This is a genomic window from Kitasatospora sp. NPDC089509 (genome assembly GCF_044749365.1).
GTDB lineage: Bacteria > Actinomycetota > Actinomycetes > Streptomycetales > Streptomycetaceae > Kitasatospora.
Genome location: NZ_JBIVHS010000016.1, coordinates 126,577 through 151,437, shown reverse-complemented (window position 1 = coordinate 151,437; position 24,861 = coordinate 126,577). Strand labels below are relative to the sequence as shown.

22 protein-coding genes are annotated in these 24,861 nt (G+C 73.2%); 14 read left to right on the top strand and 8 right to left on the bottom strand.

Annotated features, from left to right (window positions below; translation table 11 throughout):
* Positions 1-109: 109 nt before the first annotated feature.
* Together ACIP4P_RS29095 and ACIP4P_RS29090 are read right to left on the bottom strand one after the other, a co-directional pair.
* Positions 110-2,116, bottom strand: a complete 2,007-nt coding sequence (locus ACIP4P_RS29095) for a ricin-type beta-trefoil lectin domain protein (RefSeq protein WP_400923429.1) — start codon at positions 2,114-2,116, stop codon at positions 110-112.
* 228 nt (positions 2,117-2,344) lie between these two features.
* Positions 2,345-2,941: a cysteine hydrolase family protein gene (locus ACIP4P_RS29090; RefSeq protein ID WP_400923427.1), complete on the bottom strand. Its 597-nt coding sequence runs from the start codon at positions 2,939-2,941 to the stop codon at positions 2,345-2,347.
* 72 nt (positions 2,942-3,013) lie between these two features.
* Here ACIP4P_RS29090 and ACIP4P_RS29085 point away from each other — a divergent pair, with 72 nt between their 5' ends.
* Positions 3,014-3,973, top strand: coding sequence for a helix-turn-helix domain-containing protein (locus ACIP4P_RS29085; protein WP_350510532.1), 960 nt, complete (start codon positions 3,014-3,016; stop codon positions 3,971-3,973).
* A 61-nt stretch (positions 3,974-4,034) separates the two neighbouring features.
* Here ACIP4P_RS29085 and ACIP4P_RS29080 read toward each other — a convergent pair whose 3' ends face one another.
* Positions 4,035-6,035 (bottom strand): alkyl/aryl-sulfatase, encoded by a 2,001-nt coding sequence (locus tag ACIP4P_RS29080; protein WP_400923424.1) that lies wholly within the window; start codon positions 6,033-6,035, stop codon positions 4,035-4,037.
* A 498-nt stretch (positions 6,036-6,533) separates the two neighbouring features.
* Here ACIP4P_RS29080 and ACIP4P_RS29075 point away from each other — a divergent pair, with 498 nt between their 5' ends.
* From ACIP4P_RS29075 to ACIP4P_RS29035, 9 genes are all read left to right on the top strand, one after another.
* Entirely contained in the window at positions 6,534-6,920 is a 387-nt protein-coding gene (locus ACIP4P_RS29075) for a hypothetical protein (protein WP_400923422.1), read from the top strand.
* A 263-nt stretch (positions 6,921-7,183) separates the two neighbouring features.
* On the top strand, positions 7,184-8,239 hold the full coding sequence (locus ACIP4P_RS29070) for a substrate-binding domain-containing protein (RefSeq protein WP_400923420.1): 1,056 nt from the start codon (positions 7,184-7,186) through the stop codon (positions 8,237-8,239).
* A gap of 44 nt (positions 8,240-8,283) precedes the next feature.
* Positions 8,284-9,930 carry a sugar ABC transporter ATP-binding protein gene (locus tag ACIP4P_RS29065; protein ID WP_400923418.1) on the top strand — a complete coding sequence of 549 codons (1,647 nt, stop codon included), beginning with the start codon at positions 8,284-8,286 and terminating at the stop codon, positions 9,928-9,930.
* Complete coding sequence (locus ACIP4P_RS29060; RefSeq protein ID WP_400923416.1) at positions 9,930-10,958, top strand: ABC transporter permease; 1,029 nt, start codon at positions 9,930-9,932, stop codon at positions 10,956-10,958. Before ACIP4P_RS29065 ends, ACIP4P_RS29060 begins: the two co-directional genes overlap by 1 nt.
* Positions 10,959-11,113: 155 nt before the next feature.
* Positions 11,114-11,617, top strand: a complete 504-nt coding sequence (locus tag ACIP4P_RS29055) for a hypothetical protein (protein WP_400923414.1) — start codon at positions 11,114-11,116, stop codon at positions 11,615-11,617.
* Complete coding sequence (locus tag ACIP4P_RS29050) at positions 11,614-12,015, top strand: transcriptional regulator (RefSeq protein ID WP_400923412.1); 402 nt, start codon at positions 11,614-11,616, stop codon at positions 12,013-12,015. Before ACIP4P_RS29055 ends, ACIP4P_RS29050 begins: the two co-directional genes overlap by 4 nt.
* Positions 12,016-12,146: 131 nt before the next feature.
* On the top strand, positions 12,147-13,289 hold the full coding sequence (locus tag ACIP4P_RS29045) for a DUF4157 domain-containing protein (protein WP_400923411.1): 1,143 nt from the start codon (positions 12,147-12,149) through the stop codon (positions 13,287-13,289).
* 46 nt (positions 13,290-13,335) lie between these two features.
* A complete protein-coding gene (locus ACIP4P_RS29040; RefSeq protein ID WP_400923409.1) occupies positions 13,336-13,947 on the top strand; it encodes a hypothetical protein in 612 nt (203 codons plus the stop codon).
* Positions 13,948-14,061: 114 nt separating this feature from the next.
* Positions 14,062-15,054 (top strand): hypothetical protein, encoded by a 993-nt coding sequence (locus ACIP4P_RS29035; RefSeq protein ID WP_400923407.1) that lies wholly within the window; start codon positions 14,062-14,064, stop codon positions 15,052-15,054.
* Positions 15,055-15,094: 40 nt separating this feature from the next.
* Here ACIP4P_RS29035 and ACIP4P_RS29030 read toward each other — a convergent pair whose 3' ends face one another.
* Complete coding sequence (locus tag ACIP4P_RS29030) at positions 15,095-16,615, bottom strand: NAD(P)/FAD-dependent oxidoreductase (protein WP_400923405.1); 1,521 nt, start codon at positions 16,613-16,615, stop codon at positions 15,095-15,097.
* A gap of 95 nt (positions 16,616-16,710) precedes the next feature.
* Positions 16,711-18,360, bottom strand: coding sequence for an alpha/beta hydrolase (locus ACIP4P_RS29025; protein ID WP_400923403.1), 1,650 nt, complete (start codon positions 18,358-18,360; stop codon positions 16,711-16,713).
* Positions 18,361-18,431: 71 nt separating this feature from the next.
* On the opposite strand from ACIP4P_RS29025, the gene ACIP4P_RS29020 reads away from it, so the two are divergent.
* The 4 genes from ACIP4P_RS29020 (at position 18,432) to ACIP4P_RS29005 (ending at position 21,930) form a co-directional block, all read left to right on the top strand.
* Positions 18,432-19,130, top strand: a complete 699-nt coding sequence (locus tag ACIP4P_RS29020; protein WP_400923401.1) for a response regulator transcription factor — start codon at positions 18,432-18,434, stop codon at positions 19,128-19,130.
* Positions 19,131-19,156: 26 nt separating this feature from the next.
* The gene (locus ACIP4P_RS29015; RefSeq protein ID WP_400923399.1) at positions 19,157-20,467 is read left to right on the top strand and encodes a sensor histidine kinase; all 1,311 of its coding nucleotides are present in this window, start codon (positions 19,157-19,159) and stop codon (positions 20,465-20,467) included.
* A gap of 89 nt (positions 20,468-20,556) precedes the next feature.
* Positions 20,557-20,808 carry a hypothetical protein gene (locus tag ACIP4P_RS29010; RefSeq protein ID WP_350510545.1) on the top strand — a complete coding sequence of 84 codons (252 nt, stop codon included), beginning with the start codon at positions 20,557-20,559 and terminating at the stop codon, positions 20,806-20,808.
* An 81-nt stretch (positions 20,809-20,889) separates the two neighbouring features.
* Entirely contained in the window at positions 20,890-21,930 is a 1,041-nt protein-coding gene (locus ACIP4P_RS29005) for a glycosyltransferase family 4 protein (RefSeq protein WP_400923397.1), read from the top strand.
* Here the strand turns inward: ACIP4P_RS29005 and ACIP4P_RS29000 are convergent.
* The 3 genes from ACIP4P_RS29000 to ACIP4P_RS28990 form a co-directional block, all read right to left on the bottom strand.
* Positions 21,923-23,167 carry a glycosyltransferase gene (locus ACIP4P_RS29000; protein ID WP_400923395.1) on the bottom strand — a complete coding sequence of 415 codons (1,245 nt, stop codon included), beginning with the start codon at positions 23,165-23,167 and terminating at the stop codon, positions 21,923-21,925. The two genes, ACIP4P_RS29005 and ACIP4P_RS29000, sit on opposite strands and share 8 nt — an antisense overlap.
* 62 nt (positions 23,168-23,229) lie before the next feature.
* Entirely contained in the window at positions 23,230-23,997 is a 768-nt protein-coding gene (locus ACIP4P_RS28995; protein WP_400923393.1) for a phosphotransferase, read from the bottom strand.
* 94 nt (positions 23,998-24,091) lie between these two features.
* Positions 24,092-24,859: an SDR family NAD(P)-dependent oxidoreductase gene (locus ACIP4P_RS28990; protein ID WP_400923391.1), complete on the bottom strand. Its 768-nt coding sequence runs from the start codon at positions 24,857-24,859 to the stop codon at positions 24,092-24,094.
* Positions 24,860-24,861: the final 2 nt, after the last annotated feature.

Genomic DNA, 24,861 nt, shown 5'->3' with positions numbered 1-24,861 from the left:
GGGGGGGGGGTTTGGGGCGGGGGGGGGGGGGGGGGGGGGGGGCCCCGGGCCCCCCCCCCCCCCCCCCGCCGCACCCGCTGGACCGGGTCACCCTCCCGTCAGGTGGCGGTCAGCGGAGCTGGAAGGTCCACTCCTGCTTCCAGCCGCCCTCACAGGTCCACACGCCGAGCTGCTTGAAGTCGGAGTCCTCGGTCAGGCAGTCGTCCTTGTCGATCTGGATCCGGAACTTGCCGCCGCCGAGGCTGACGACCTGCCACTTCTGGTTGTCGGTGCCGCCCCACGCCTGCTGCTCGGCGACGTAGGTGTCGGGGTTCTCGGTGAGGTTGTAGCCGAGGTCGTTGACGATCCGGTAGCGGTCGCCGCCCAGCGGCTTGATCGTCCAGGTGGACCCCTTGTAGCCCAGGATCCCGGCCGCGATCGGCGCGCCCCAGGTCGAGGTCTCGGTCGGTGCCGTCGCGCCCAGCCCGTTGGAGAGCTTGATGAACAGCGGCCGCTCGGTCGGGACGGACTCCGCCGGGTTCGGGTCCGGCTTGGGCTTGGGGTCCGGCTTCGGCTTCGGGTTCGGGTCCGGCTTGGTCGGGTCGGTCGGGCCGGTCGGCGTGATCACGCCGCCGGACGCGTTTTCGAGGACCCACCCCTGGTGCCAGTCCTGCTTGCAGGTCCACACACCGAGCTGCTTGAAGTCCTCGTCGTGGGCGAGGCAGTCGTCACCGGAGATCCGGATCTGGTACTTGCCGTTGCCGATCCCGACCAGTTCCCACTTCTGCCGGTCGGCGTTGCTCCACGGCTGGAGTTCCGCCAGGTAGCCGCTGTTCTCGGTGAGGTCCAGCCCGTACGAGCTGGTGATCCGGTAGCGGCCGCCGCCGACCTGGGTGAGCTTCCACTTGGACTCGTTGCCGCCGCGGATCCCGGCGACGACCGACGCGCCGGCCGAGCCGCTGACCGGGACGGCGCCCAGGCCGTTGTCGAGCTTGAGGGTCACGTCGGCGCCGTTGCCGGGCGTGGGCGGGTTGGTCGGGTTGGTGGTCGGCGGGGTGCCGCCCCAGGCCCAGTTCTGGTTGGGCGCGTCCCGGTTGGTCTCGGAGCCGCAGGACCAGGTCACCACCGGGCTGCCGTTGCCGGTCTGGCCGCTGTAGTCGTCGATGCAGGCGTCCTTGGAGCGGTCCTCCTGGTCCACCAGGTGCCGGAACCCGCCGCTGGCCGACATGTTCCAGCGCTGTCCGGGGTTGTCCAGGCAGTCCCAGATCTGCAGCTTGGTGCCGTTCCCGGTGTTGTTGCCCGGCACGTCCAGGCACTTGCCGTTGGCCGCCTGCAGCCGGTACCCGTTGTAGGTCCACCGCTGGGCGTCGCCGCCGTTGCACTCCCACATCTGCACGGGGGTGCCGTTCGCGGTGCCGTTGCCGCTGACGTCCAGACAGGCGTGGTAGCCGGGGCGGCTGGAGTCGGGGGTCAGGCTGCCGGTCCTGGTGCCGTAGCCGGAGCGCCCGGGAAAGTGGATGGTGCGCACGTCACCGTCGCACTTGTACGGCCGCGCGGTGCCCGAACGACAGGTCCACGACTCCTTCTTGACGCTGTCGCCGTCGTTGCCGACGAACGCCCAGTTCATGAAGCCGCCGTCGGTCCGGTTGCGGAAAGTCGAGTCCCCCTGGAAGACCCAGATCCGGAACACGTCGTAGCCGGAGGGGTCCCGCTTCTCCTTGTCCATGTAGTGCTTGAGCTTGTAGGTGGTGTCGAGCAGCACCCCCTTGATGTCCGCCTTGTACTCACCCTTGAACCATTCGGTGTCGTACAGGTCGGTGCCCACCGTCTTGTACACCATGACGTTGAATCCGGGGAACTTCTGGCTCAGCTTCGACGCGGTGTCCTGGGTGAACTGCGCATTGTCCAGCTTGTTGTTGTTCGCGGCGTCGCGCATGCCCCGGATCATGTCGAAGGCCGAATTGATCAGCGCGGTCATGCAGTTGCCGCCGCCCACCGAGGCGGGCGTTCCGCAGCTGGTGTCCACGGGGGCGGCCGCGGAGGCGGTCTGCGCCTGCACGGTCATTCCGCCGGCGAGCACGGCGACCGCGACGACCCCGTGAGCCAGGGCGCGTTTCAGTCGGAACAGGGACTTCATATCGGATCCGTCTTTCTACTCGGTAAAGACGGATCGTAGGCCCGGGAATCCTCGGAATGGATTCCCCATACGTAATCCATACGAAGGGATCGAGCGCCCTGACGCTTTTCGGACCGGCCCGCTAAAAATGCATTACCGAATGAACCGGAATTCCGGATCGTCCGTTCGCCGCCCAGGGCGCCTTCACCGGAGACGCTCCGGCGCCTCCGCATCCTCGCCTGCGGCCGGTCAGGCCTTGGCGGCCGCCAGGACCGCGTCCGTCGTCACGACCTTGGCGAAGCGCATCGCGTGCAGGGTCGTGGCGGTGGCGCGGGCGAACTCGGCGGCGCGGACGACGGTGCCGTCCGGGCCGGTCATGTCGAAGGCGTGCATGGCGTCGGTCGGGAAGATCGCGTCGTAGCCGAGGTTCCCGGCCATCCGGGTGGTGGTCTCGCAGCACACGTTGGTGATCATCCCGCTGATCACCACCTGCCGGACGCCGCGCTGCTGGAGCCAGGCGTGCAGGTCGGGGGTGCCGTAGAAGGCGCTGTTCACGGTCTTGGTGATGTGCAGTTCGGGCGTGAGCGCCGCCACGAAGTCCTGCAGCCGGTGGCCGGGCGTGCCCGCGGCCAGCGGCCCGCCCGGGGCGGTGTGCTGCACGGTGACGATCGGGCGCCCGGTGGCCTGCCAGGCGTCGATCAGGTCGGCCATCCGCTGCTCGGCCTGGGGGTTGTCGCGGGGGCCGAAGTAGTCGGCGTCGTCGAAGCCCTGCTGGACGTCGATGAGCAGCAGGACCGCGTCGGGGTCGAGGGTGAGCGGGGCGTCGAAGGCGTCGGTGTTCGTCATGACGTCCATCCTGGGCGGCGGCCGACACCGGGCGTGATGGGCAGGAATGCCAACCATCGATATATTCCTGCCATGCGAACGGTGGGATGCCTGATCTTCGACGGTGTACGGGCCTTCGACTACGCGGTGATCGGCGAGGTGTGGGCGCAGCGGTCCTCGCGGACCGCCGTGCCCGCCTTCGAGCTGCGGGTCTGCGGGCCGGACGGCGCCCGGGTGCGGCTGGACGGCGGCCTGGAACGCGTCCCCGACCACGGGCTGGACGCGCTGGCCGACTGCGACCTGGTCATGGTCCCGGGCGTCGAGGACCCGTCGGCCGTCCCCGGTCCCGACGTCCTCGACGCGCTGCGGGCCGTCCACGCCCGCGGCGTGCCGCTCGCCTCGCTCTGCGCGGGCGCCTTCGTGCTCGCCGAGGCCGGGCTGCTGGACGGCCGGGAGGCCACCACCCACTGGGCGCTCGTCCCCGAACTGGCCCGCCGCTACCCGGCGGTGACGGTCCGCCCCGAGGTGCTGTTCACCGGCGGCGACGGCCTGTGGACCTCGGCCGGGGTGGCGGCCGGGATCGACCTCTGCCTCCACCTGGTCCGCACCGCCCACGGCCAGCGGGCCGCGGCCGCCATCGCCCGGTCCATGGTCACCGCCCCGTTCCGGACCGGCGGCCAGGCCCAGTTCATCCCCAGCCCGGTCCCGCCGCCGACCGGGGACGACCCGCTGGCGCGCGTCCGCGCCGGGATCCTCGCCTCCCTCGACACCCCGTGGACGGTGGGCCGGATGGCCGCCGACGCCGTGATGTCGGAGCGCACCTTCGCCCGCCGCTTCACCGCCGCCACCGGCACCACCCCGCTGCGCTGGCTGCTCGACCAGCGCATCCTCGCCGCCCAACGCCTGCTGGAGGAGAGCGATCTGCCGGTGGACGCCGTCGCCACCCACTGCGGTTTCGGCTCGGCGGTCTCCCTCCGCCCGGTCTTCACCTCCCGGGTCGGCGTGCCGCCCCGGGAGTACCGCCGGGCGTTCCGCGGCCGGGAGGACGGGTGACCGGTGGATCCCCCGGGCGGCGGCCGACACCTGGTGCCGGCCGCCGCCCGAGTGGCCCGGGTCAGGGAGTGGTCAGACCGAACCAGTACTCGAAGGTGTCGAGCAGCGCATTGAGGGTGTCCAGGGGTTCGATGGTGCCGCTGGTGACGGTGAGCTCGCCGGACTCCACCAGCTGCTGGGGGGTGGTCTCTCCGATGGCGAGGTTGTTCAGGCCGTCCCGGGTGACGGTGTAGGTCGCGTCCGTGCCGTGCAGCGCCCGCCCGGGGCTGTAGACGAGGACGCCGTTGCGCAGCCGGACGGTGCAGTGGTCCGGGTCGTCGGGCAGGCCGCCGGTGACGGTGAGACCGAGCGTCAGGGGCTGCGCGGCGGCCCCGGGTCCGTTGAGCCGGATGCCGACGTAGTCGAAGAGCATCTCCAACGTCATGGCCGCCAGCGTCGGCGCACCGATGATCTGCGGGGACGGCAGCCCCGGCGGGGTGCCGTCGGCCGGCCGGGTGCGCAGTTCGTGGGCGGCGGCGAGGTAGAAGTTGCGCCACGGTCCGCTCTCGGCCTGGTAGCCGAGCTGTTCCAGGACGTCGGCCTCCAGTGCGCGGGCGTCGGTGTCGGTGGGGTCGGCGAAGACGGCGTGGCTGAGCAGTTCGGCCGCCCAGCGGTAGTCCTCGGCGCTCGTCGCGTTCTCGAAGGTCTTCCGGGCCACGTCCACCACCTTGGCGGCTCCGCCCATCGCCTCGACGTAGCGGGGTCCGGCCTTCTCTGGGGGCAGGGTGTGCAGGTGGGCGGCGTTTCCGTCGTACCAGCCCAGGTAGCGCTGGTAGACGGCCTTGCTGTCGTGGTTGACGGTGCCGTAGTAGCCGCGGTTGAACCACTGCCCGGACAGGCTCTCGGGCATCTCGCCGTCGAGGTCCTCGCCGATCTCGGTGATCGTCCGACCGTGGTTGGCCAGCCGCAGCGACTGGTCGTGGAGGTAGCGGTAGAGGTCGGCCTGGCTGGTGAGGAAGGAGACGATCGCGTCCGGCGCCTCGTCGGTGTTCCAGCGGGGCCAGAAGTGGCTGGCGAACAGGGTCTCGGCGCGCCCGCCGAACCACTCGATGGCCTGGTTGAGGTACTGCGACCAGGCCTTGGCGTCGCGGACCTGGGCGCCGCGCAGGCTGTAGAGGTTGTGCAGGGTGGGCGTGGCGTTCTCGGCCATGCAGACGGCCTGGACGTCGGGCAGGTAGAAGTTCAGCTCCGCCGGGGCCTCGGTGCCCGGGGTGAGCTGGAACTCCAGGTTCACCGGACCGACGGGGACCACCTTGCCCCGCTCCGCCACCTCCGTGGTGACGGTGAAGGTCGGGGTCAACAGGCCCGACGAGCCGGTCGAGTTGGTCTTGCCCAGCCCGGCGTCGACCTGCCCCTCGGCGGAGCGCTCCAACAGCGCCCCGTACATGAACAGCGCCCGGCGCTGCATCGCGTTGCCGGCGTAGACGTTCTCGCTGACCGCGTGCTCCAGGAACCCGTCGGGGGCGATGACGTCCACGCCCTCCGGCAGCACGCCGCCCTCGAAGAGGCCCAACACGCCACCGTAGTGGTCGATGTGGGAGTGGGTGAAGATCACCGCACAGATCCTGCGGTCCTGCCCCCGGTGTGCGCGGTAGAGGTCGAGGGCGACCTTCGCGCACTCCTCGCTGACCAGCGGGTCCACCACCACGATGTCCCGGGAGGCACCCGTGGGGTCCTCCAGGAAACTGATGTTGGACAGGTCCATCCCGCGGACCTGGTAGACGGCGTTCGCCACGACCTCGAACAGGCCGGTGTTCATGTTCAGCAGCGCGTTGCGCCACAGGCTGGGGTTGACGGTGTCGGGCGCCTCCCCGGTCAGGAACGCGTACGGGCCCAGGCGCCAGGCCGGGAACTCGCTCCCCTCCCGGTCCACCGTGAGGTCCGCGGGCAGCGCCTCGATGAGCCCGCGGGCCGCGAGGGCGGCCTCCGGGTCCTGGTCCGGCGACGGGACGCCGATCGCGGCGTTCAGATCCGCCGTCAGCGAGGTCGCCGGTTGGGGCTTGCGGTGTGCGGAACCGGTCAAGGGACTTCCCTTCGTACGGCCGGGCGGGCCCGGCACGGCTCGACCCCCGTGGTGGCGGACCGTTCCACTCACGGACAGGCGCCATGCGGGCGCGGTCCGTGATCGGTCCGGGCACGGATCATGTCAGGCTGTGACCGGCGTCACCAGGCCGCGAACCGGCCACCGCACACCTCGATCGCGCCAGAACGAACCCGAACCCCCAGGCCCGGCCCGCGGAAAGGGTTCACCAACCCGCCCGGGTGCACGACGGGGCGCGCGCAGCACGGGCCTTGCCGCTCCCGCGCCCCCGTGCGCTGTGCCCCGGGACCGCCGGGCCGGGGGCCGTGGGCGTCAGGAGTCCTTGGCCTGCACCACGTTGACGTATCCAACGGTCTTGATGGCGAGGCTCGGCTCCCTCACCGCCCTGCGAACTGCCTGGACGATCGGATTCCGATGCGGGAGGGTGTCCGGCGGCGGGATCGCATCAGGGCGTCCGATCTCGAAGGAGTGCTGACGGACATGAGACTCGACCACCACCCCACGTGGGGCTACGCCGACCTCTCCGCGACGGCGGAGGAGTACCAGCGCCTCGCGGACGCGATCGCCACCGGAGCAGGGAGGGCCGATGTCACGGTCTCGCCCGGCGACGACGCGTTGGCGGGGGTCGAGGTCACGGGGACGGCCGGCCCCGGAGTGCTGCTCGGTTACGACCCCGAGCGGCGGGTTCTGGTGATCAGCGGTGACGAGCCCGGCCGGGCGCTGTTGGCGAGCATTCTGCGCGACCTGGGCGACTACGACGACGGCGGCCATCTGCACATCGAGCACCACCCCGGGCACTACTACCTCGCCGAAGGGTCCCTGGCGTTGATCGCCAGCAGCCCGCACGGCGGCATGCCGCGCCGCTGAACGGACGTCAGGGCGCAGCGGGAGCGGCAAGAACCGATCACAACCAGACAGAATCAAACAGGGGTACGTCCGCCGGGGCACCACCCCTCCCGCCGCATCCGCACCGGGCCCCGGCGGGCACCTCGAAAGGTGCGTGCGATTCTGTTCGCAAATGTTGACTCCTGGGCAATTCCGCTTCATATTGGCCGTGTTCACGCAAAGGCACCTTCCCTCTCCCCCGGCCCACCACCGGCCGGGATCCCCAAGGAGCCGGCTTGTTCCCCATGGCCTCACCGCGCCGCACACCCTCACGCCCGCTGTCCGTCGCCGCGTTGGGGCTCGCCGCCGGGCTCGCGCTCACGGCCTGCTCCACCGGCCAGGAGTCGACCTCCGGGGGCGCCGCCTCGGTCGCCCCGGTGAGCGGGAAGATCTCGATCAGCTACCTGCAGAAGCAGGGCGACCAGGAGTACTTCGTCGGCGAGGCCGCCGGTGCCAAGGCCAAGGCCGCCGAACTCGGCGTGGACCTGCGGGTGGTGGACCTCGGCAGCGACGCCAACAAGACCGTGAGCGAGGTCCGGTCCGCGATCGCCCAGAAGAGCAACGGCCTGATCGTCGTCGTCCCGGACCCGGCCGTCGGCCCCCAGGTGGTCCAGCTGGCCAAGGACGCCAGCACCGCGTTGCTCACCTCGGACGACCAGGTCTGCGCCACCGGACCCGACCCGGCGAAGTGCGCCAAGGCCGACCTGGTGCCCCGGGTCGGGTTCTCCGGCACGCAGATGGGCACCGAGGTCGGCAAGCGGGCCGCCGAGGAGTTCACCAAGGCGGGCTGGAACCCGGCCGACACCCGGATCATCTCCGCCTGGCAGCAGGACGTCACCGTCTGCGGTGACCGGGTCAAGGGCGCCGAGGCGGCCTTCTCCGCGACGGTGCCCGGCGTGCGGACCATCGACGTGGCCACCGACAACACCCCGACCGGCGCCCAGGACAAGGTCGCCGCCACCCTCACCGCCAACCCGGGCGTCAAGCACTGGGTGGTCTGGGGCTGCAACGACGAGAACGTCCAGGGCGGCGTCACCGCGCTGCAGAACGCCGGCGTCTCCCCCGCCGACATCGACGGCGTCGGCCTGGGCGCCTACCTGGCCTGCAAGGACTGGGGCAGCGGCAAGCCGTCCGGGATGAAGGCCGCGCTGTTCATCAACGGCAAGGACGTCGGGGCGCTCGCCGTCCAGACCCTCTACGACCGGCTGAAGAACGGCAAGGAGATGCCCGCCGAGGCCTTCGCCCCGACCAAGATGGTCGACGCGGCGAGCTGGCAGTCCGTCGGCGTGCCCTGCAGCTGACCCTCCGGCCGAGAGGCCGGACCCGCTCCGTCAGGGAGGCCGCGATGACGCACCACTCCCCCGTCCCGCCCTCGGGACCCGCCACCGAGGGACCCGCCACCGAGGGACTCGCCGCCGAGGGCATCGGCAAGCGCTTCGGCGCCGTCCGGGCGCTGGACGACGTGACCCTGCGCTTCCCGCCCGGCCGGGTCACCGCCCTGATGGGCGAGAACGGCGCGGGCAAGTCCACCCTGCTCAGGATCCTGACCGGCGACCACCGCCCGAGCGAGGGCACGGTGCGCCTGGACGGCGTCCCGCTCGCGCTCTCCTCCCCGATGGACGCCCGCCGGGCCGGGATCCGGATCATCCCGCAGGAACCGGAGATCATCCCGCACGTCTCGGTCGCCGAGAACGTGTACGCCGGTTCGCTGCCGCGCCGCACCGGCCACCGCCTGGACCGGCGGCTCGACCGGGCCGAGCTGCGCCGCCGGATCACCGCCGACCTGGCCCGGCTCGGCTTCGCCAAGGTCCTCGACCCCGACCTGCTCGGCTCCGAACTCACCGCCGCCCAGCGTCAGTTGGTCGAGATCCTGCGCGCCCTCACCGGCCGGGTGCCGGCCCGCGCCATCGCCTTCGACGAGCCCACCTCGTCGCTCTCCGAGCAGGAGAGCGAGGCGCTGTTCGCCCTGATCGGACGGCTGCGCGCGGAGGGGATCGCGGTCGTCTACGTGTCGCACCGGATGAAGGAGGTCTTCCGGCTCGCCGACCGGATCGCCGTCCTGCGCGACGGTGCGCTGGCGGGGGTGGTGGACGCGGCCGGGGCCGACGAGGCCGGGATCGTCCGGCTGATGGTCGGCCGCGACCTGTCCGCCCTGTTCACCCGGGAGCGGGTCGCCACCGACCGCGTCGTCCTCGACGTCCGGGGCCTCACCACCGACGCCGTCCGCGGCATCGACCTGCGGGTCCACGCGGGCGAGGTGGTGGCCCTGGCCGGACTGATCGGCGCCGGCCGCTCCGAACTCGCCCTCGCCCTGGCCGGTGACGCGCCGATCCGCTCGGGCACCGTCCTGCTGGACGGCGAACCGCTGCGCCTGCGCGGCCCCCGGGACGCGATCGCGGCCGGGATCGGCCTCGCCCCCGAGGAGCGCAAGGCGCAGGCGCTGCTGCTGCACCGGACCGTCCGGGACAACACCGCCCTGGTCAGCTACCCCGCGCTGCGCCGCCGCCGGTTCGTCCGCCGGGCGCAGGAACGCGCGCTCGCCCAGGAGTACGCCGACCGGCTGCGGGTCCGCGCGCCCTCGATCGAGGCCGAGGTGCGCACCCTGTCCGGCGGCAACCAGCAGAAGGTGGTGCTCGCCCGCTGGCTGGCCCGCCGCCCCGGGCTGTTGATCCTCGACGAGCCCACCCGCGGCGTCGACATCGGCGCCAAGGCCGAGATCTACCGGATCATCGCCGACCTGGCCCGCGACGGCGTCGCCGTCCTGGTGGTCTCCTCCGAACTGCCGGAAGTGCTCGGCCTCGCCGACCGCATCGTGGTGCTGCAGAACGGCCGGGTCACCGGCGAACTCGACCGCGCCGGGGCCACCGAGGAGGCCGTCCTCGCCCTCGCCATGGCCGACGACCTGGCCGCCCCCACGATCGCCGACGACCTGGCCGCCCCCGCCCCGCCCCCGTCGCCCCAGGACCCCAACTCCCCGACCGGAGCCGCCTGATGAGCACCAGCGCCGTCCCCGACAGCGGACCGGAGCGGGCGCACCCGGCGCGCCGCGCGCTCGCCCGGCTCGCCGCCCTCGGCGGGCAGAACCTCAGCCTGCTCGGCGCGCTGGTCGCCGTCCTCGCCCTCTTCGGCTGGCTCAACGACAACTTCCTGAGCTGGGACAACATCCAGGGCATCACCGAGGCCGTCACCATCGCTGGCCTGCTGGCCGTGGTCCAGACCGTGGTCATCGTCTGCGGCGGCCTGGACATCTCGGTCGGCTCCCAGGCCGGCCTGGCGTCCGTCACCAGCGCGATGGTCTTCACCTCCACCGGGTCGAGCGCCCCGCTGGGCATCGGCGCGGCCCTGCTGATCGGGGCGGCCATCGGCCTGCTCAACGGCGGCGTCATCGTCTACGGCCGGGTCAACGCGACCATCGCCACCCTGGCCGGCCTGGCCGCGTACAAAGGCCTGGCCCAGCTGGTCTCCGGCGGGCGCGCCCAGGGCTACGTCCTCGGCGACCCGGTGTTCGTCTTCCTCAGCCGCGGCAAGGTCGCCGGGCTGCCCACCATGGTGTGGCTGCTGATCCTGGTCGCCGCGGCCGTCCACGTACTGCTCACCTACACCGACATCGGCCGCAACATCTACGCGATCGGCGGCAACCCCACCGCCGCCCGGCTGGCCGGCATCGCCCTCAACAAGTACCTGATCTCCGCCTACGTGCTGGCCGGCACCGTCGCCGCCCTGGCCGGCGTGCTGCTCACCGCCCGCACCGGCTCCGGGCAGCCGGTCTCCGGCAGCGAGGGCCTTGAGCTGCAGTCGATCACCGCCGCCGCGCTCGGCGGCTGCGCGCTCAAGGGCGGCAAGGGCGGGGTCGGCGGCACCCTGCTGGCGGTGGCCCTGCTGGGCGCGCTGCAGAACGGGCTCACCGTCGAGGGGATCAACTCCTTCTGGCAGAACGTCGCCCAGGGCACCCTGCTGGTCGCCGCCGTGGTCGCCCAGCAGCGCCGCAACCGGGAGCGCGCCATCGGCCTGCCGGCCTGAGCCGGGTGCCCGCCCCTGCCCCTGCCCCGTCCCTGTCCCTGCCCCCGCCCCCGCCCCCGCCCCTGCCTCGGATTCACCCTTTCGCCTACTTGCCCAGCGGGAAAGTAGGGCTTACTTTCCTTGTAGGAAAGTAAGCGTCCGAAGGGGAGACCACCATGAGTACGCCCACCCCGTCCGAGGCCCGCGACGCGCTGGCCCGCGTCCGCAAGGCCCGCCTCGACGCCGCCCAGTCGCTGCGCGCCCCCTGGTGGGTGTGGGCGGTGTTCGGCGCCGTCATGGCCTCGTTCCTCGCCGCCGACGACTTCGGCCCCACCGCCCGGAGTGTCGCCTCGCTCGGCCTCGGCGCCCTCGCCGTCGCCTGGGTCGTCGCCGGGCGGCGCAGCCCGCGCGTGGCCGCCGCCTCCGGCACCCCGCACCGCAGCGCCCTGCCCGGGTACGCGGGGCTTCCCGTCGCGCTGGTCGCCCTGCTCGCCGGCGCCGTCGGGTACGGCACCGGCCACGCCGTGCACAGCCTGCTGACCGACTCCGGCATGCCCGCCTGGATCCGCGAGCACCCGTACACCACCGCCGCCCTCCCGTACGCCGCCCTCTACGTCGCCGCGGGCCTGCTGGCCGGCGCGGTGCTGCGGCGGCTGGCCCGTCGTACGGCGGTCCGGTGAAGGTGACCGATCCGACCGCGGGCGCCGTGTCCGGACTGGACCAGCTCCTCCTGGACCCGACCAGGCTGACCATCGTCTCCCTGGTGTCCGCGACCACCTGGTGCGAGTTCGCCTTCGTCCGCGACCACGCCGGGCTGAGCGACTCGGCGCTGTCCAAGCAGCTCACCACGCTCGGCGGCGCCGGTCTCGTCGAGATCCGCAAGGGCAGGGTCGGCGCACACCGCCGCACCTGGGTACGGGCCACCGACGTGGGCCGGGAGCGGTTGCGCGCGCACATCGCCGCGCTCCAGCAGATCGCCGACCGGGCCGGACAGGCCGCGGCGGACCGTCCGGACGATGGCTCCGACCGCGGCCCCGACGACGGCGCCGCCGCCTCGGGGGCCGGCCGGCCGGGGTGACAACCACCGGGTGCCCCCGAATTTGCCCCCAACACTGCCCCTTTGGTCCTTGCGCGAGCCACGGCACCCGCCGTAGACCGGCATGGAACACAGAGCGACCGCGGTGCGAACCGCCTGTCCAGGAGGTGGATGTGCACGCGCACGACCCGAAGACGCAGAGCCAGTCCGAGCGCCGCGACCGCGGCCGGCCGGCCGCACAGCGGCAGTCCGTCCCGGCGGACCCCCGTTCGCTCGCGGCGTTGCAGCGCAGCATAGGCAACGCGGCCGTCGTCCAACTGCTCCAGCAGCAGCGGGAGTCGGAGGAAGCGGCGGTCCAGCGTTCGACGGTCCACCAGGTGCTGCGGTCGCCGGGCCGTCCGCTGGCCGACGGCGTGCGGACGGAGATGGAGGCCCGCCTGGGCGCCGACTTCAGCAGCGTGCGGGTCCACGACGGCCCCACCGCGGCCCGCTCGGCGGCCGAGATGAGCGCCCGTGCCTACACCTCCGGCGAGCACGTGGTGATCGGCCAGGGCGGCGGCGACAAGCACACCCTGGCCCACGAGTTGACCCATGTCATCCAGCAGCGCTCGGGCCCGGTGTCCGGCACCGACCACGGGAACGGCCTGTCCGTCAGCGACCCCGGCGACCGCTTCGAGCGCGCCGCCGAGGCGAACGCCGTCCGGGCGCTGAGCGGGCCTGTGCCCGACGCCGCCGTCCAACGGGTCGCCGCTCCGGCAGCGGGCCCGGCGCAGGAGCTGCCGGTCCAGCGGGCGTTCGCCGGCGCCCCGTACGTCAACTACGGCGGGACGAACGGCAACGGCGTCGGCACCACGATGCACGCCGAGCTCTGGCCCGGGCAGCTCGGAACGGGCTCCGCGCCCAAGGAGCAGCCGTCCTGGTGGCCCAAGAGCGGCGCGACCGGCACCTGGTTCTCGAACTACATGGTGCAGGGGCACCTGCTCAACCACAACGTCGGCGGCCCCGGCGTCATGAAGAACATGACGCCGATCACCGCGTCCGCGAACTCGGCGCACCACTCCAAGGTCGAGAAGAAGATGAAGGACGAGGTGCTGAACAAGGGCCACGTGGTCGAGTACTACGTGGAGGCCGATTACAGCAGCCACCCCTCCGCAGCGGACTTCAAGACCGGCAACGCCAGCGTGGACACCGACATCGACAACAACTACGCCGCCAAGCTCGCCGGCAAGATCCACGCCGAGTACACGGTCTACGACACCGCGGGCAAGGAACTGGGCGGCGACGCCTGGGAGATCGAGAACAACCGGCTGAAGTGACCGCACCCGATGGCGCCGCCGAAGGCGCCGAAGGAGACGTACGTACGTGATCGACCCCCGTGCCCGGCTGACCGCGATGATCGCCGACCTGGAGCGCAACCCCCGGGTGGAGCTCCTGGAAGCTACCCTCGCGCCACCGACCCCACCGGCCGACCTAGAGTCCGCCGTCCGCCAGGCCGACGGCCGCCTCCCGGCGGGTGTCGAGGCCTTCTACCGCGAGGTCGGCGCCGTCCGCGTCACCTGGCGGCACACCGTTCCCGAACTGCTGAACGACGACCTCTCCGACCAGGGCCTGATCAACCTGCTGCCGCTGCACCAGGTCCTCGGCGACTGGCAGGGCATCACCTGGCACTCGGAGGAGGACCAGGAGTTCCGCGCCGTCCGGCCCTTCGACCGGTTCACCTCCGAGGCCTGCGCGGCGTTCGTCCCCCCGCGCGACTCCGTCCACTACCACTACCTCGGCGAGGAACTGCACGACACCGGGTACTCCTTCGACGCCTACCTGGAACGGCTGATCGCCTCCCGCGGCTTCTGGTACTGGCCGCAGACGCTCTGCCCGGGCCTGGAGAAGACCGAGGAGGTCACCGCGTTCCGCCACGTGATGCCGGCCGTCTTCCCGGACTACGACGACTCGCTGTTCCACCCGGCCGGGCACTGAGCCCGCTCGCGGGGCCCGCCACCTCGGCCGGGCCTCGCGAGGGGTGGGTGCGTACGGGGCCCGACCTCCTGATAGAACGATCGGGCCCTGCTCACCAGCGCCCGGAGAAACACCGTGAGGAAACCGTTCAGCCCGCTGTCCTACACCTCCGAGGAGAGCGCCCGGGACCACGAGGACTCCGCCGCCGGCAAGACCGGCACGGCGCGCCTGCGGTACATGGCCCAGGCCGCGCAGGACTGGACCGATGCCGAGTTCCACGAGCGCGCACTGGCCCTGCTCGACGGAGTGGCGGCGGCCCGCCCCACCTTCCGCAAGCTGAAGTGGGCGCTCCCGGACTACGCGTCCGCCCTGTTCCGGGCGGGCCGGACGGAGGAGGCCTGGGCCACGGTCGAGGCGGCCGAGAAGCACGCGTGCAAAGCGGGCGGCTCCGACGCCTACGAGGACGTGGCCGACTGCCTGGCCGCCGCCGGCCACCCGGCCCGGGCCGCCGACCACTACACGACCGCCCTCGACCTCCTGCTGCTGCGCGGTGACGACCCGAACCCCGCCCGGGCCCGCGGCAACCCCCGGACCGAACCGATCCCCCGGATCCGCGCGGCCCGCCACCGCGTGCGCGAACTGGTCGGCCCGCCCCAGGAGGAGGACCGGTCGGCCCGGATCGCCGCCTGCCTCGACGCCGTCCGAACCGCCGGCCGGACCCCCGACCAGGGCCGGCGCGAGCTGGCCGCGAACCTGGCCGCCACGGTCGAGGTCACCGACCCGGCCGGCCCGGGCCACCTGATCCTCCAACACACCGAGAAGCACGCCGAGTGGCGGCTGGCACTGTCCGCGAGCGGCACCTTCGCCATGCTTTTGCGGGTGACCACGCCCGCTCCCCGCCGACTGCGCCGCCTCCGGACCGAGCCGGTCGAACCCGCGGTCACCGACGTCGAGCGGGCCATCCTGGACACCGTCCTGGAGGCCGGCTGCACGCTGCTCCGGGCCGAGGACGCCGAGTCCGCGGTGACCTGGCCCGGCCCCCTCGGCGAACCGCTCGACGGCCCGCTCCACCAGGCACTGTTCGGCACCCTCCCGGGCATCCGCAGCAGCCTCCCGCGGCGCGGCTGACGACCGGGCACGGGCTGCTCCCGCCGGGCCGGAGATCACGTCACCCGGCGGCCGCGCGTGGGCCGGCGTTGTCGTAGTAGATCCGCAGCATGTCAGCCAGTTCGGGGAAGGCGGGGATGTAGGCGAGCACCTCCGGGGGCGGGGTGACCGTGTCGTGCAACTGCTCGGCGACCGCCCGGTACTGCGCCTCGTACATCGGGTCGAGGAGGACGGGCCATTCGACCGGCAGCGACCAGTTCCACTCGTGGCCGATCGCCAGCCGGTGCACGGTGGCGTAGCGGACGGTGTCCCGGCGGTCCATGGTCTGGATCGGCGGCCGGGTCGGCTGGAACAGCTCCAGTTCCGGCACGGGCGGCTTGCCGTCGATGATCCAGTCGGCCAGCTCGGCGGCCAGCAGCGGTGAGGTGTGCAGGCCGTCGCGGAACGTCCCGGTCATCATCCACAGGCCCGCCAGCCGGGTCTCGCCCAACAGCGGGAAGCCGTCCAGCGTCATCGGCCGGTTGCCGACCCGGGTGGCGGTGATGTCGCTGTGCCACAGGTCGCGGCGCAACTGCCGGGCGGCACAGTCCAGCAGGAAGGTGAGGTCGCGGACGGCCGGGTCGCTGCTGGGGTACGGCCTGGTGGTGTTGGTGGCGCCCACGTACACGTGGTGCGGGCCGCGCGGCACGGTGTGCAGCCCGCAGCCGAACGACCGGTTCGGTGTGCGCACGACGCTGTCCGGCGGCGGCGCGTCCGGGCGGTTCGACAGCACGACGGAGACGCCGAGCCCGCTGATCAGGCGCGGGATCGGTGCGGAGACCTCCATGGGAGCGGTGTCCAGCAGCGCCTGGGAGCCGACTCCGGCGGCGAGCACGACCCGGTCACCGGCCAGGACCGTCCCGTCGGCCAGACCGACACCGCGGACGGCGCCCGCGCCGTACACGAGCCGAACGGCGTGCTCGGGCACGAAGGTGCCGCCGTGCCGCAGGACGGCGGTGTGCAGCGCGTCGAGCAGTCGGCCGGAGTCGACCCCGTGCTCGCCCGGGATGAACAGGGCGGCCAGCGGCCGGGCGGTGGGCTGAGGATCCAGCCAAGGGACGGCCTCGGCCGGATCGACGGCCTCGAAGGGCTCCCCGTAGGTCTCCAGCGCGGTGCGGATCGCCGTCATCCCGGCATCGTCGATCTCCGCCATTCCGATGGAGTTGTGGATCACGACCGTGCCGCTGGCACACCGGATCCCGCCGACCCCGGTGTCCTCCTCCAGCGCGGCCAGCCAGTCGTCCCACCTGCGGGTGGCGGCCACGTCCAGCTCCAGCTTCGCCAGCCCGTACGGGTTGTCCAGGGTGGCCGCGGTCACCTCGCCGAAGCACCCGTTCATCGCCCCGGCCGCCGCCGACGCGGCCATCGGCCGGCCCTCCTCACCGACCACCGTGACCCGCAGCCCGCGCCGGAGCAGGACCAGCGTCAGCGACAGGCCGAGCACCCCGTTGCCGACCACCACCACGTCGAACGTCGACCCCAGACCTCCAGGAACGCTCAACTGCGGCACGTCGGAGGGACCTTGGCCTAAGGAAGGTGTCATGGACGGCATCCTGCCCGATCACTCGCCCGCCCACCAGAACGCCTGACCGGGCCGGGGCACCCGGTCCTCCAACGGTAGGCATCAGAAGCGGCAGGTCAGCAACTCGCCCCGGGTTGAACGAGCTTGAGGTCCACGAGGTAGACGTCGACGGCGTCGGTCACGCAGGCGTTGCTGCGCCCGTAGGCGGTGTGGCCCAGGCCCTGGTAGGTGAGGAGCATGCCGCCGGGGAGCTGGGCGGCGAGGCTCCGGGCGTCCTGGTACGGGGTCGCCGCGTCGCCGGTGGTGCCGACGACGAGGACCGGTGGCAGGCCGTCGGCCTGGACGCGGTGCGGCTTCAGCGGTCCGGTCGGCCAGGTGCGGCAGGTGAGGTCGGCGAGCACGGTGGCGGCGCCGAAGGGGCCGGACTCCTGGTGGGCGCGGTCGAGCAGCTGCCAGTAGGCCTGGGGGTCCTCGGGGTGCGGGTTGTCCAGGCAGTTGACGGCCGTCAGGACCTCGCCGCTGTTGTCGCGCGGAGCGGGATCGGCGGTGGCCTCGGCGGAACCGTCGCCCTGGAGGTCCTGGCCGTGGTCGGCGAGGTCCGCGAGCTTGCCGCCGTCGCCCTTGCGCGCCGCGGTCAGGGCCTCGGAGAGCGGCGCCCACTGCGCCTCCGGTGTGTACATCGACGCGGTGAGGGCACCGTGCAGGGCGTTCTCGTCGAGCCGCCGGTCGCTGCCCTTGATCCGCAGCGGGTGACGGGCGGTCTTCGCGTAGAGGTCGGCGATGAGCGTGCGGATGCCGTCCGGGGTGGCGGCCGGGCAGGCCGGTCCGACGACCTTGGCGCAGTTGTCGGCGTAGTCGTCGACGGCCTTGCGGAAGGCGCGGCCGCCGCTCAACGCCTCCTCGGACCAGTCCTTCGCGGGGTCCATGGCGCCGTCGAGGACGAGGGCGCGCACCCGCTGCGGGAACTGCTCGGCGTAGATGGTCCCGAGGTAGGTGCCGTAGGACCAGCCGACGTAGCTGAGCTTGTCGTCCCCGAGCGCGGCGCGCAGCACGTCCAGGTCGCGGGCGGCGTCGAGGGTGCCGATGTGCGGAAGGATCTCGCCGCTGCGGGCCCGGCAGGCGGCGGCCGTGCGGTCGGCGTCGGCGAGGGCGGCCCGGCGTTCGGCGTCCGTACGCGGGTAGAGGGGCTGCGGCGCCTCGTCCCCGGCCTGGTCGGGCGCGTCGTCCGGCGGGGTGCAGTCCACGGCGGGCTTGCTGCCGGCGACGCCGCGCGGGTCGAAGCCGACGATGTCGAAGTGCGCCCTGGCCGCCTTGGTGAAGGAGTCGACGCCACCGTCCTTCAGCTGGTCGACGCCGGAGGCGCCCGGTCCGCCCGGGTTGAAGACCAGGTTGCCGATGCGCTGGTCCGGCATCGCGGTGGCCGCCTTGACCACGGGGAGGGCGAAGGTCTTCCCGTTCTCCGGGTGGGCGTAGTCCATCGGGACGGTCAGGGTGGCGCAGCGCAGGTCGCCGCAGGCGGTCCAGTCGAGCTTCTGCCCGTAGAAGGGCTGGAGTGCCGGCCGGGACGAGGCCTCGACCGTCATCGTCGCCCGTGCGGCGGTCGCGCCGGGGGTGCAGGCCGCGAGCGGGACGGCACCCAGCACGGTCACGGCCAGGGCGAGGGCGGCACGCTGCTGGAGGGCGCGGCCCGCTGTCCCGGGGATGCGCGCGGCCGACCGCTGCTCCCGGTGCTCGGCCGGCTGCCTGTTCCTGGTGAATCGCTGCACTGCTCCGGTCCCATCCCACGTCGGCTGTCGGGTACGGAACAGGAGCTTGACCTGGGCACCATGAGATTTCGATGAGGTCGGTGCGGCTATCCTTGGCCGCCGTGCGAGTACTGGTGGTGGAGGACAACGACGACCTGCGGTTCGCCCTGACCGCTGCCCTGCGGGCGGACGGCCTGGCGGTGGACGAGGCGGCGGATCTACCGGAAGCCGACGAGGCGCTGTTCATCACCGACTACGACTGCGCCGTGTTCGACCGGATGCTGCCCTCCGGTGACGCCCTCGACCACGTGCGGGAGCTGCGCCGGGCCGGCCGCACCGTGCCGGTGCTGTTCCTCACCGCCCGCGACCGGGTCGCCGACCGGGTCGACGGGTTCGCCGCGGGCGGCGACGACTACCTGGTCAAGCCCTTCGCCGTGCCCGAGCTGATCGCCCGGGTCCGCAACCTGTGCCGCCGGTCCGGCACCGTCGCCCCGCCCGTGCACCGCCTGGCCGGCCTGGAGATCGACACCGCCCGCCGGCAGGTGCGCCGGGACGGCGTGCTGCTGCTCCTGACCGCCAAGGAGTTCGCCGTCCTGGAACTGCTGGCGACCCGCGCCGACCGGGCCGTACCGCGCGGCGAGATCGTCGAGAAGTGCTGGGACGAGATGGCCGAGCCCAACTCCAACGTGGTCGACGTCCTGGTCTCCCAGCTGCGCCGCAAACTCGGCGACCCGCCGCTGATCCACACCGTCCGGGGCGTCGGCTACCGGCTGGCCGAGGCCGGCCCGTGAGGGCGCTCCTGCGCCGGCGCCGGCCCGTGAGGGCGCTCCTACGCCGGCGCCGGAACACGGCCGCCCGCACCCCGGCCGAGCACCGGGCCCGACGGCTGCGCCGGCGCCTCACCGCCCTGTACGTCCTGACCAGCGCCGTCGGCCTGGTCGCCCTGGCCGCCTTCGCCGTCCACAGCGACGGCGTCTCCCGGCGCCACCAGACCGACAGCGAGCTGAAGGTGCAGGCCACTCAGGCCCTCACGGAGCTCTCCTTCGACGACAACGGCGCCCTCGACACCCACAACCTGGCCGAGTTCGTCGACGTCTCCTGCCCCGCCGTGACCGTGCTCTCCGGAAGCGGCGCCGACCACCTCCGGACCGTCTACACCCCGCGCCAGCCCTGCGCCCGCACCCCCGCCCCCGACACCCTCGCCGCGGCAGCGGCGGCCGTCGAGGACGGCAGCACCGCCACCGTCGACGCCCACGACGACCGCGGCCACCCGCTGCGCCTGCTCGCCCAGGTCTTCACCGGCCCGGACGGCAACAGCACCGGCGGCGCCGTCGTGGTGGCCGCCGACACCGCCGCCGACCGGGCCGCTCACCGCGACCTCGCCCTTCTCCTGGCCGGCGGCTGCGCCGTCCTGCTGGCGCTCTCCGCCCTCGCCGGCCACCTGCTCTCCGGCCGAGCCATCCGACCCGCCGTGACCGCCGTGCACCAGCACGAGGCCTTCCTCGCCGACGCCGCCCACGACCTGCGCACCCCCGCCGCCTCGCTGCGCCTGCTCGCCGAGACCGCCCTGCGCGACGACGCCGCCCGCCCCGAGGCGCTCCGCCGCACCGTGAACCTGGCCACCCGGATGGGCGACCTGGTCGACGGCCTGCTCACCAGCGCCCGGCTGACCGCCGGGGTCACCACCCTGGCCACCGAGCCGCTGCGCCTGGACCAGCTCGTCGAGACCGTCGTCGAGGACACCCACACCGACGGACACAGCGTCACCCTGCGCACCGAACCGACCGTCGTCGTGGCCGATCCGGACCTGCTCCGCCGGGCCGTCACCAACCTGCTGGCCAACGCCCTCACCCACGGCCACGCCCCCGGCCGGCCCGCCGAGGTCGAGCTCACCGTCACCGCCGACGGCGTCCTCACCGTGGACGACGCCGGACCGGGCGTCCCGCCCGAGCTCGCCGACTCGCTGTTCCAGCGCTTCCGCAGCGGCTCCGACTCCGCCGGCACCGGCCTCGGCCTCTCCATCGCCGCCTGGACCGCCCGCGCCCACCACGGCACGCTCACCGTCACCACCAGCGCCCGCGGCGGCGCGCGCTTCACGCTGACGCTCCCGGTGAAACGGCGGCCCTGACACCGGACGGTTCGTACTCCCTCCGGCTCCTCACGAAAACCTCAGGTCACCTCGGACACGCTGCGCGGAGCACCGAGAGGGGAACACCCGTGACCACCACCGCCCGCCACCGCTGCGCCGTCGCCCTGCTGGCGGCCGTCGTCCTCGGCACCTTCCTCGCGGGGATCGGCGCCGCCACCCCGAGTACCGCGGAACCCCGCGGCGGAACGGTCCAGACCACGGCCGACCGGCTGCGGCCGCTCCACTCACTGCTCCGCCGGCACCACACGGCCCGCGCGTCCGTGCTCGGCCGACTGCGGCTGCGCCCGCTGACGGTGGTCCTCACCCGGACCGGCCGCTGAGCGGCTGCCGTCCTTCCGAAGGTGATCACCGGGTTCTCCGACCTCCCCACACCTCCGGGGTCGGCTACCTATCGTGGTCGGATGATCTCCCACGTCTGGACGCCCTCCTCGTTCTGGACCCCGCCGCTTCCGCTGCTGCCGGGCAGCGGCGGGACGGAGACCTTCACCTTGGGCCAGTGCCGGGAGTTGACGCGCCGGGGCATCGACAACCAGGTGGTCACCTTCCGCCTCGGTGAGCAGGACGGCCGGGCGCAGGCGCCCGACGTGCGCTTCAACGGCTACCCGACCCCGGACGACGTCGGCCGGCTGGACGGCGAGGTGGTGCTGGCCACCGAGCCGCTGCGAATACCGACCGTCCGGGTGCCGTACGTGATGATGCACAACCTTCCGCTGGTCGGCCGGGATCCGGCGTTCTACCGGGACGGCTACGCGGGTCACCGGCTGCTCGCGCCCAGCTCCGCCGCCGCCCTCGGGTGGGCCGCCTACCTGGGACTCGACCCGGGCGGGATCGGCGTCGTCCACCCGTTCGCCGGCGTCGAGTTCGCGACCGAGCCGGAGCCGGCGCGCGGGGCCGGCCCGGTGCGGGTGCTGTTCGCGGGACGGCTCGGCCCCGAGAAGGGGATCTACACGCTGTTCGAGGCGCTGCACGCGTTCGCCGGGGACGAGGACTTCGCGTTCACGGTGGTGCTGGCGGGCGGCCAGGACGCCGCCTACCCCCTGGTCGAGCCGCTGGTGCGGGCCCACCCGATGATCGAGGCGGTGGCACCGCGCACCTCCGCACGGGAGATGGCGCGGCTGCTGGTGACCCAGGACGTGGTGGTGATGCCCAGCCACAGCGCCCTGTGGGTGGAGCCGTTCGGCACCCTGTCCGCCGAGGCGCAGCACGCGGGCTGCCGGGTGGTGGCCAGCGACCTGGGCGGCCTGCCCGAGTCCGATTGCGGAGGCCTGTCGCTGTGCCGCCCCGACGACCCGCTGGCGCTGGCCCGGGCGATCCGCCGGGCGGGCGCGCTCGGCCGCCTGACACCCGCCGAGCGCAGGGCTGCCGCCCGCCACCGCACCGTCGCGCACTCGGTCGACGAACTGTTGACCGCGCTGAACGACGGGCTGCCCGTCCTCAGCTGAGGCCCGTCGCGCCGACGCGCGGGGCGGCCACCCGGCGGTAGACCTCCCGGATGCCGTCGACCCACCGCTCGGCACCGTAGCCGCGGGTGGCGCGGTCCACGCAAGCCTGTCGGCGCCCTGCCGAGCCTGACGCCAGCACGTCGACCAGCGCCTTCGCCAGCGCGGCCGGATCCCGCGGCGGCACCAGCGCCCCGACGCGCGGGTCGGCGACGCTCCAGCGCAGGCCGCCGACACCGGTCGCCACGACCGGTGTGCCGCAGGCCATCGACTCCACGGCGACCAGGCCGAAGGGCTCGTAGTGCGAGGGCACGGCCGTGACGTCCGCAGCGCTGTAGTAGCGGGCCGTGGCCGCGTGCGGAACCGGTCCACGCAGGTCCACGCTCCCGGTCAGCCCGTGCCGCTCGACCAGCGCCGCCAGCGGACCTGGGCCGGCCCGCCGCTCCGGCGCATCGCCGCCCACGACGACGAGGACCGCTCCGGGGAGCGTCCGCCGGACGAGGGCGAAGGCGGCGACGAGGTCCTCCCAGCCCTTGCGCGCTTCGAGCCGCCCGACGAACAGGACCACCGGGGCGTCGGCCGGGAGGCTCAGTTCGGCACGGGCGAGGGCGCGATCACGCGGGGTCAGGAGCTCGGTGTCCACCCCGGGCGGTACCAGGTGAAGCCTGTCCAGCGGTGTTCCCAACAGCCGCCGCAGATCGGCGAGTTCACCAGGGCTGCTGGCCACCACGGCGGCAGCGCGCAGCCCGATGCGGCGTTCGATCCGGTGCCGGGCCGCGAAGTGCTCCTCGGCCTCGTCCGCCTCGTCCCGCCCGATCGCCGCCCGGCGCACCGCCCCCAGGGAGTGGTGGGTGTGCACCAGCGGTACCCCGTGTCGGTCGCCGAGCCGCAGGGCCGCGACGGCGGAGTACCAGTAGTGGCTGTGCACCACGTCGTATCCGCCCACCTCCTCGTGGAGTCCGACGACACCCGCGCAGAACTCGTCGAGGACGTCGCCGAACCGCTCGCGCGGCAGCGGCCCGACCGGTCCGGCCGGCACCCGGACGGTCCGCGCGCCGGGGGCGATCGGCTCCTGCCGGGCCAGCCGCCCGTCCGCCCAGCGGGTGACGACGTCGACCGTGCAGCCGGAGCCGGCCAGCCGTCGCGCCAGTTCCCGGACGTAGACGTTCTGACCCCCGCAGAACTCGCCTCCCGGGGTGGCCAACGGGTCGGCGTGGTCGGAGATGTGCAGGACGCGCATGCTGCTACCTCGGCGGGACGGAGTCGGTCGGATTCGTCGTACGGGGGATGTCGGACGGGGGATCAGGGGCGCCGGCGGCCGAAGGTCTCCTCGATCCAGCGGGCATCCGTCAGGTAGCGGCGGTCGTGACCCTCCGCCACGTGTCGGCCGAACGCCGGATGGCCCGCTGCCGCCTGCTCGCGCATCCAGGCGACGAGCGCTCTCAACCGCTCCGCCGCCGTGGCGGGCAGTCGGTCCCGCTCGTCCTGGGAGAGACCGTAGGAGTCGGCGAACAGGAGGAGCCGGCGCTTCGCCTCGGGAACCGGCAGGGTGTGTTCCACCTCGTCCGGGGCGTACAGCGGCACGAAGCGGTAGGCGGTGTAGGCGGCGTCCCACAGCCGGGGGCCGGGGTGGGCCGTGTCGAAGTCGATGAAGGCGACCGGAATCCCGTCCCGGAAGACCGTGTTGTACGTCGCCGCGTCGCCGTGGCAGATCACCTCGGCCGGCTCGCGCGGGGCGAACTGCCAGACGTCGCCCCGCTCCCGGACGAAGCCGACGGAGGCGTCGTGGAGAGCGCGCAGCAACCGCCCCGCGGCCACCAGCGAGGCGTCGCTCCGCACCTCGGGCGCGGCGAAGTCGTGCCCCACCGTCCCGGGAAGGTACTCGACGAGCTCCTCGGCGCCGTCGTCGCCGATCCCGTACGGGCGCGGCGCACCGGTGAATCCGGCCTCGCGCAGCTGCGCCAGCAGGCGCTGGACGGTGCCGCTCCAGGGGCCGGCCGGGCGCCGGACCAGTCCGCCTTCCCGGGTGACCAGGTTCACGCCGCCGACGAACACTTCCCGATCTTCCACCGGGCCAGGCTAACGAGGACGCGCCCCCTCGGCAGCCGGAATCCCACGATCCTCCGTATCCGCACGCCCGGAAGTCCCAGGCGCAACGCCGTGGTCAGGCCGAGTCCTTGACGATCGACCAGCCGCCGTCCACCACCAGGCTCGCCCCGGTGATGTAGGAGGCATCGGAGGAGGCCAGGAAGGCGACGGCGGCGGCCACCTCCTCGGGGGTGCCGAGCCGCTTGGCGACCGTGCCGGCCACGCTGTCGGCGCGCCCGGCCTCGTCCACCCGGTCCCAGGCGGGGGTGAGGATCGGGCCGGGCAGCACGGTGTTGACGCGCACCCGGGGCCCGTACTCGACGGCGAGTTGGCGGCCGAGCGCGCAGAGGGCGCCCTTCGCGGCCGCGTACGCCGGGTGGCCGGGCAGGCCGACCAGCGCGTGCACCGAGGAGGTGAGCACCAACGATCCCTCACTGTCCGACAGTTGGGTGGCGAACGCGCGAACGGCGAGCCAGCTGGCCTTGAGGGTGACGGCGAGTTGGCCGTCCCACTCGGTCTCGTCGAGTTCGTGCGCGGGCTTCACCACGACGGCGTAGGCGTTGCTGTGCAGGACGTCCAAGCGGCCGTAGCGGCGGGCGACGTGCTCGGTCAGTTCCTCCCACATCGCGGCGGAGCCGACGTCGCCGTGGCGGTACTCGGCCCGGCCGCCCGCGCGGGTGATGGCGTCCGCCAGCTGCTGCCCGGCCTCGTCGGCGATGTCGACGGCGATCACCGCCCCGCCTTCGGCGGCCAGCCGCCGGGTGGTCGCGGCGCCGATGCCGCTGGCGGCGCCGGTGATCAGCGCGACCCGGCCCTGGAAGCGTCGGCAGGTGTGCTCGTTCATGC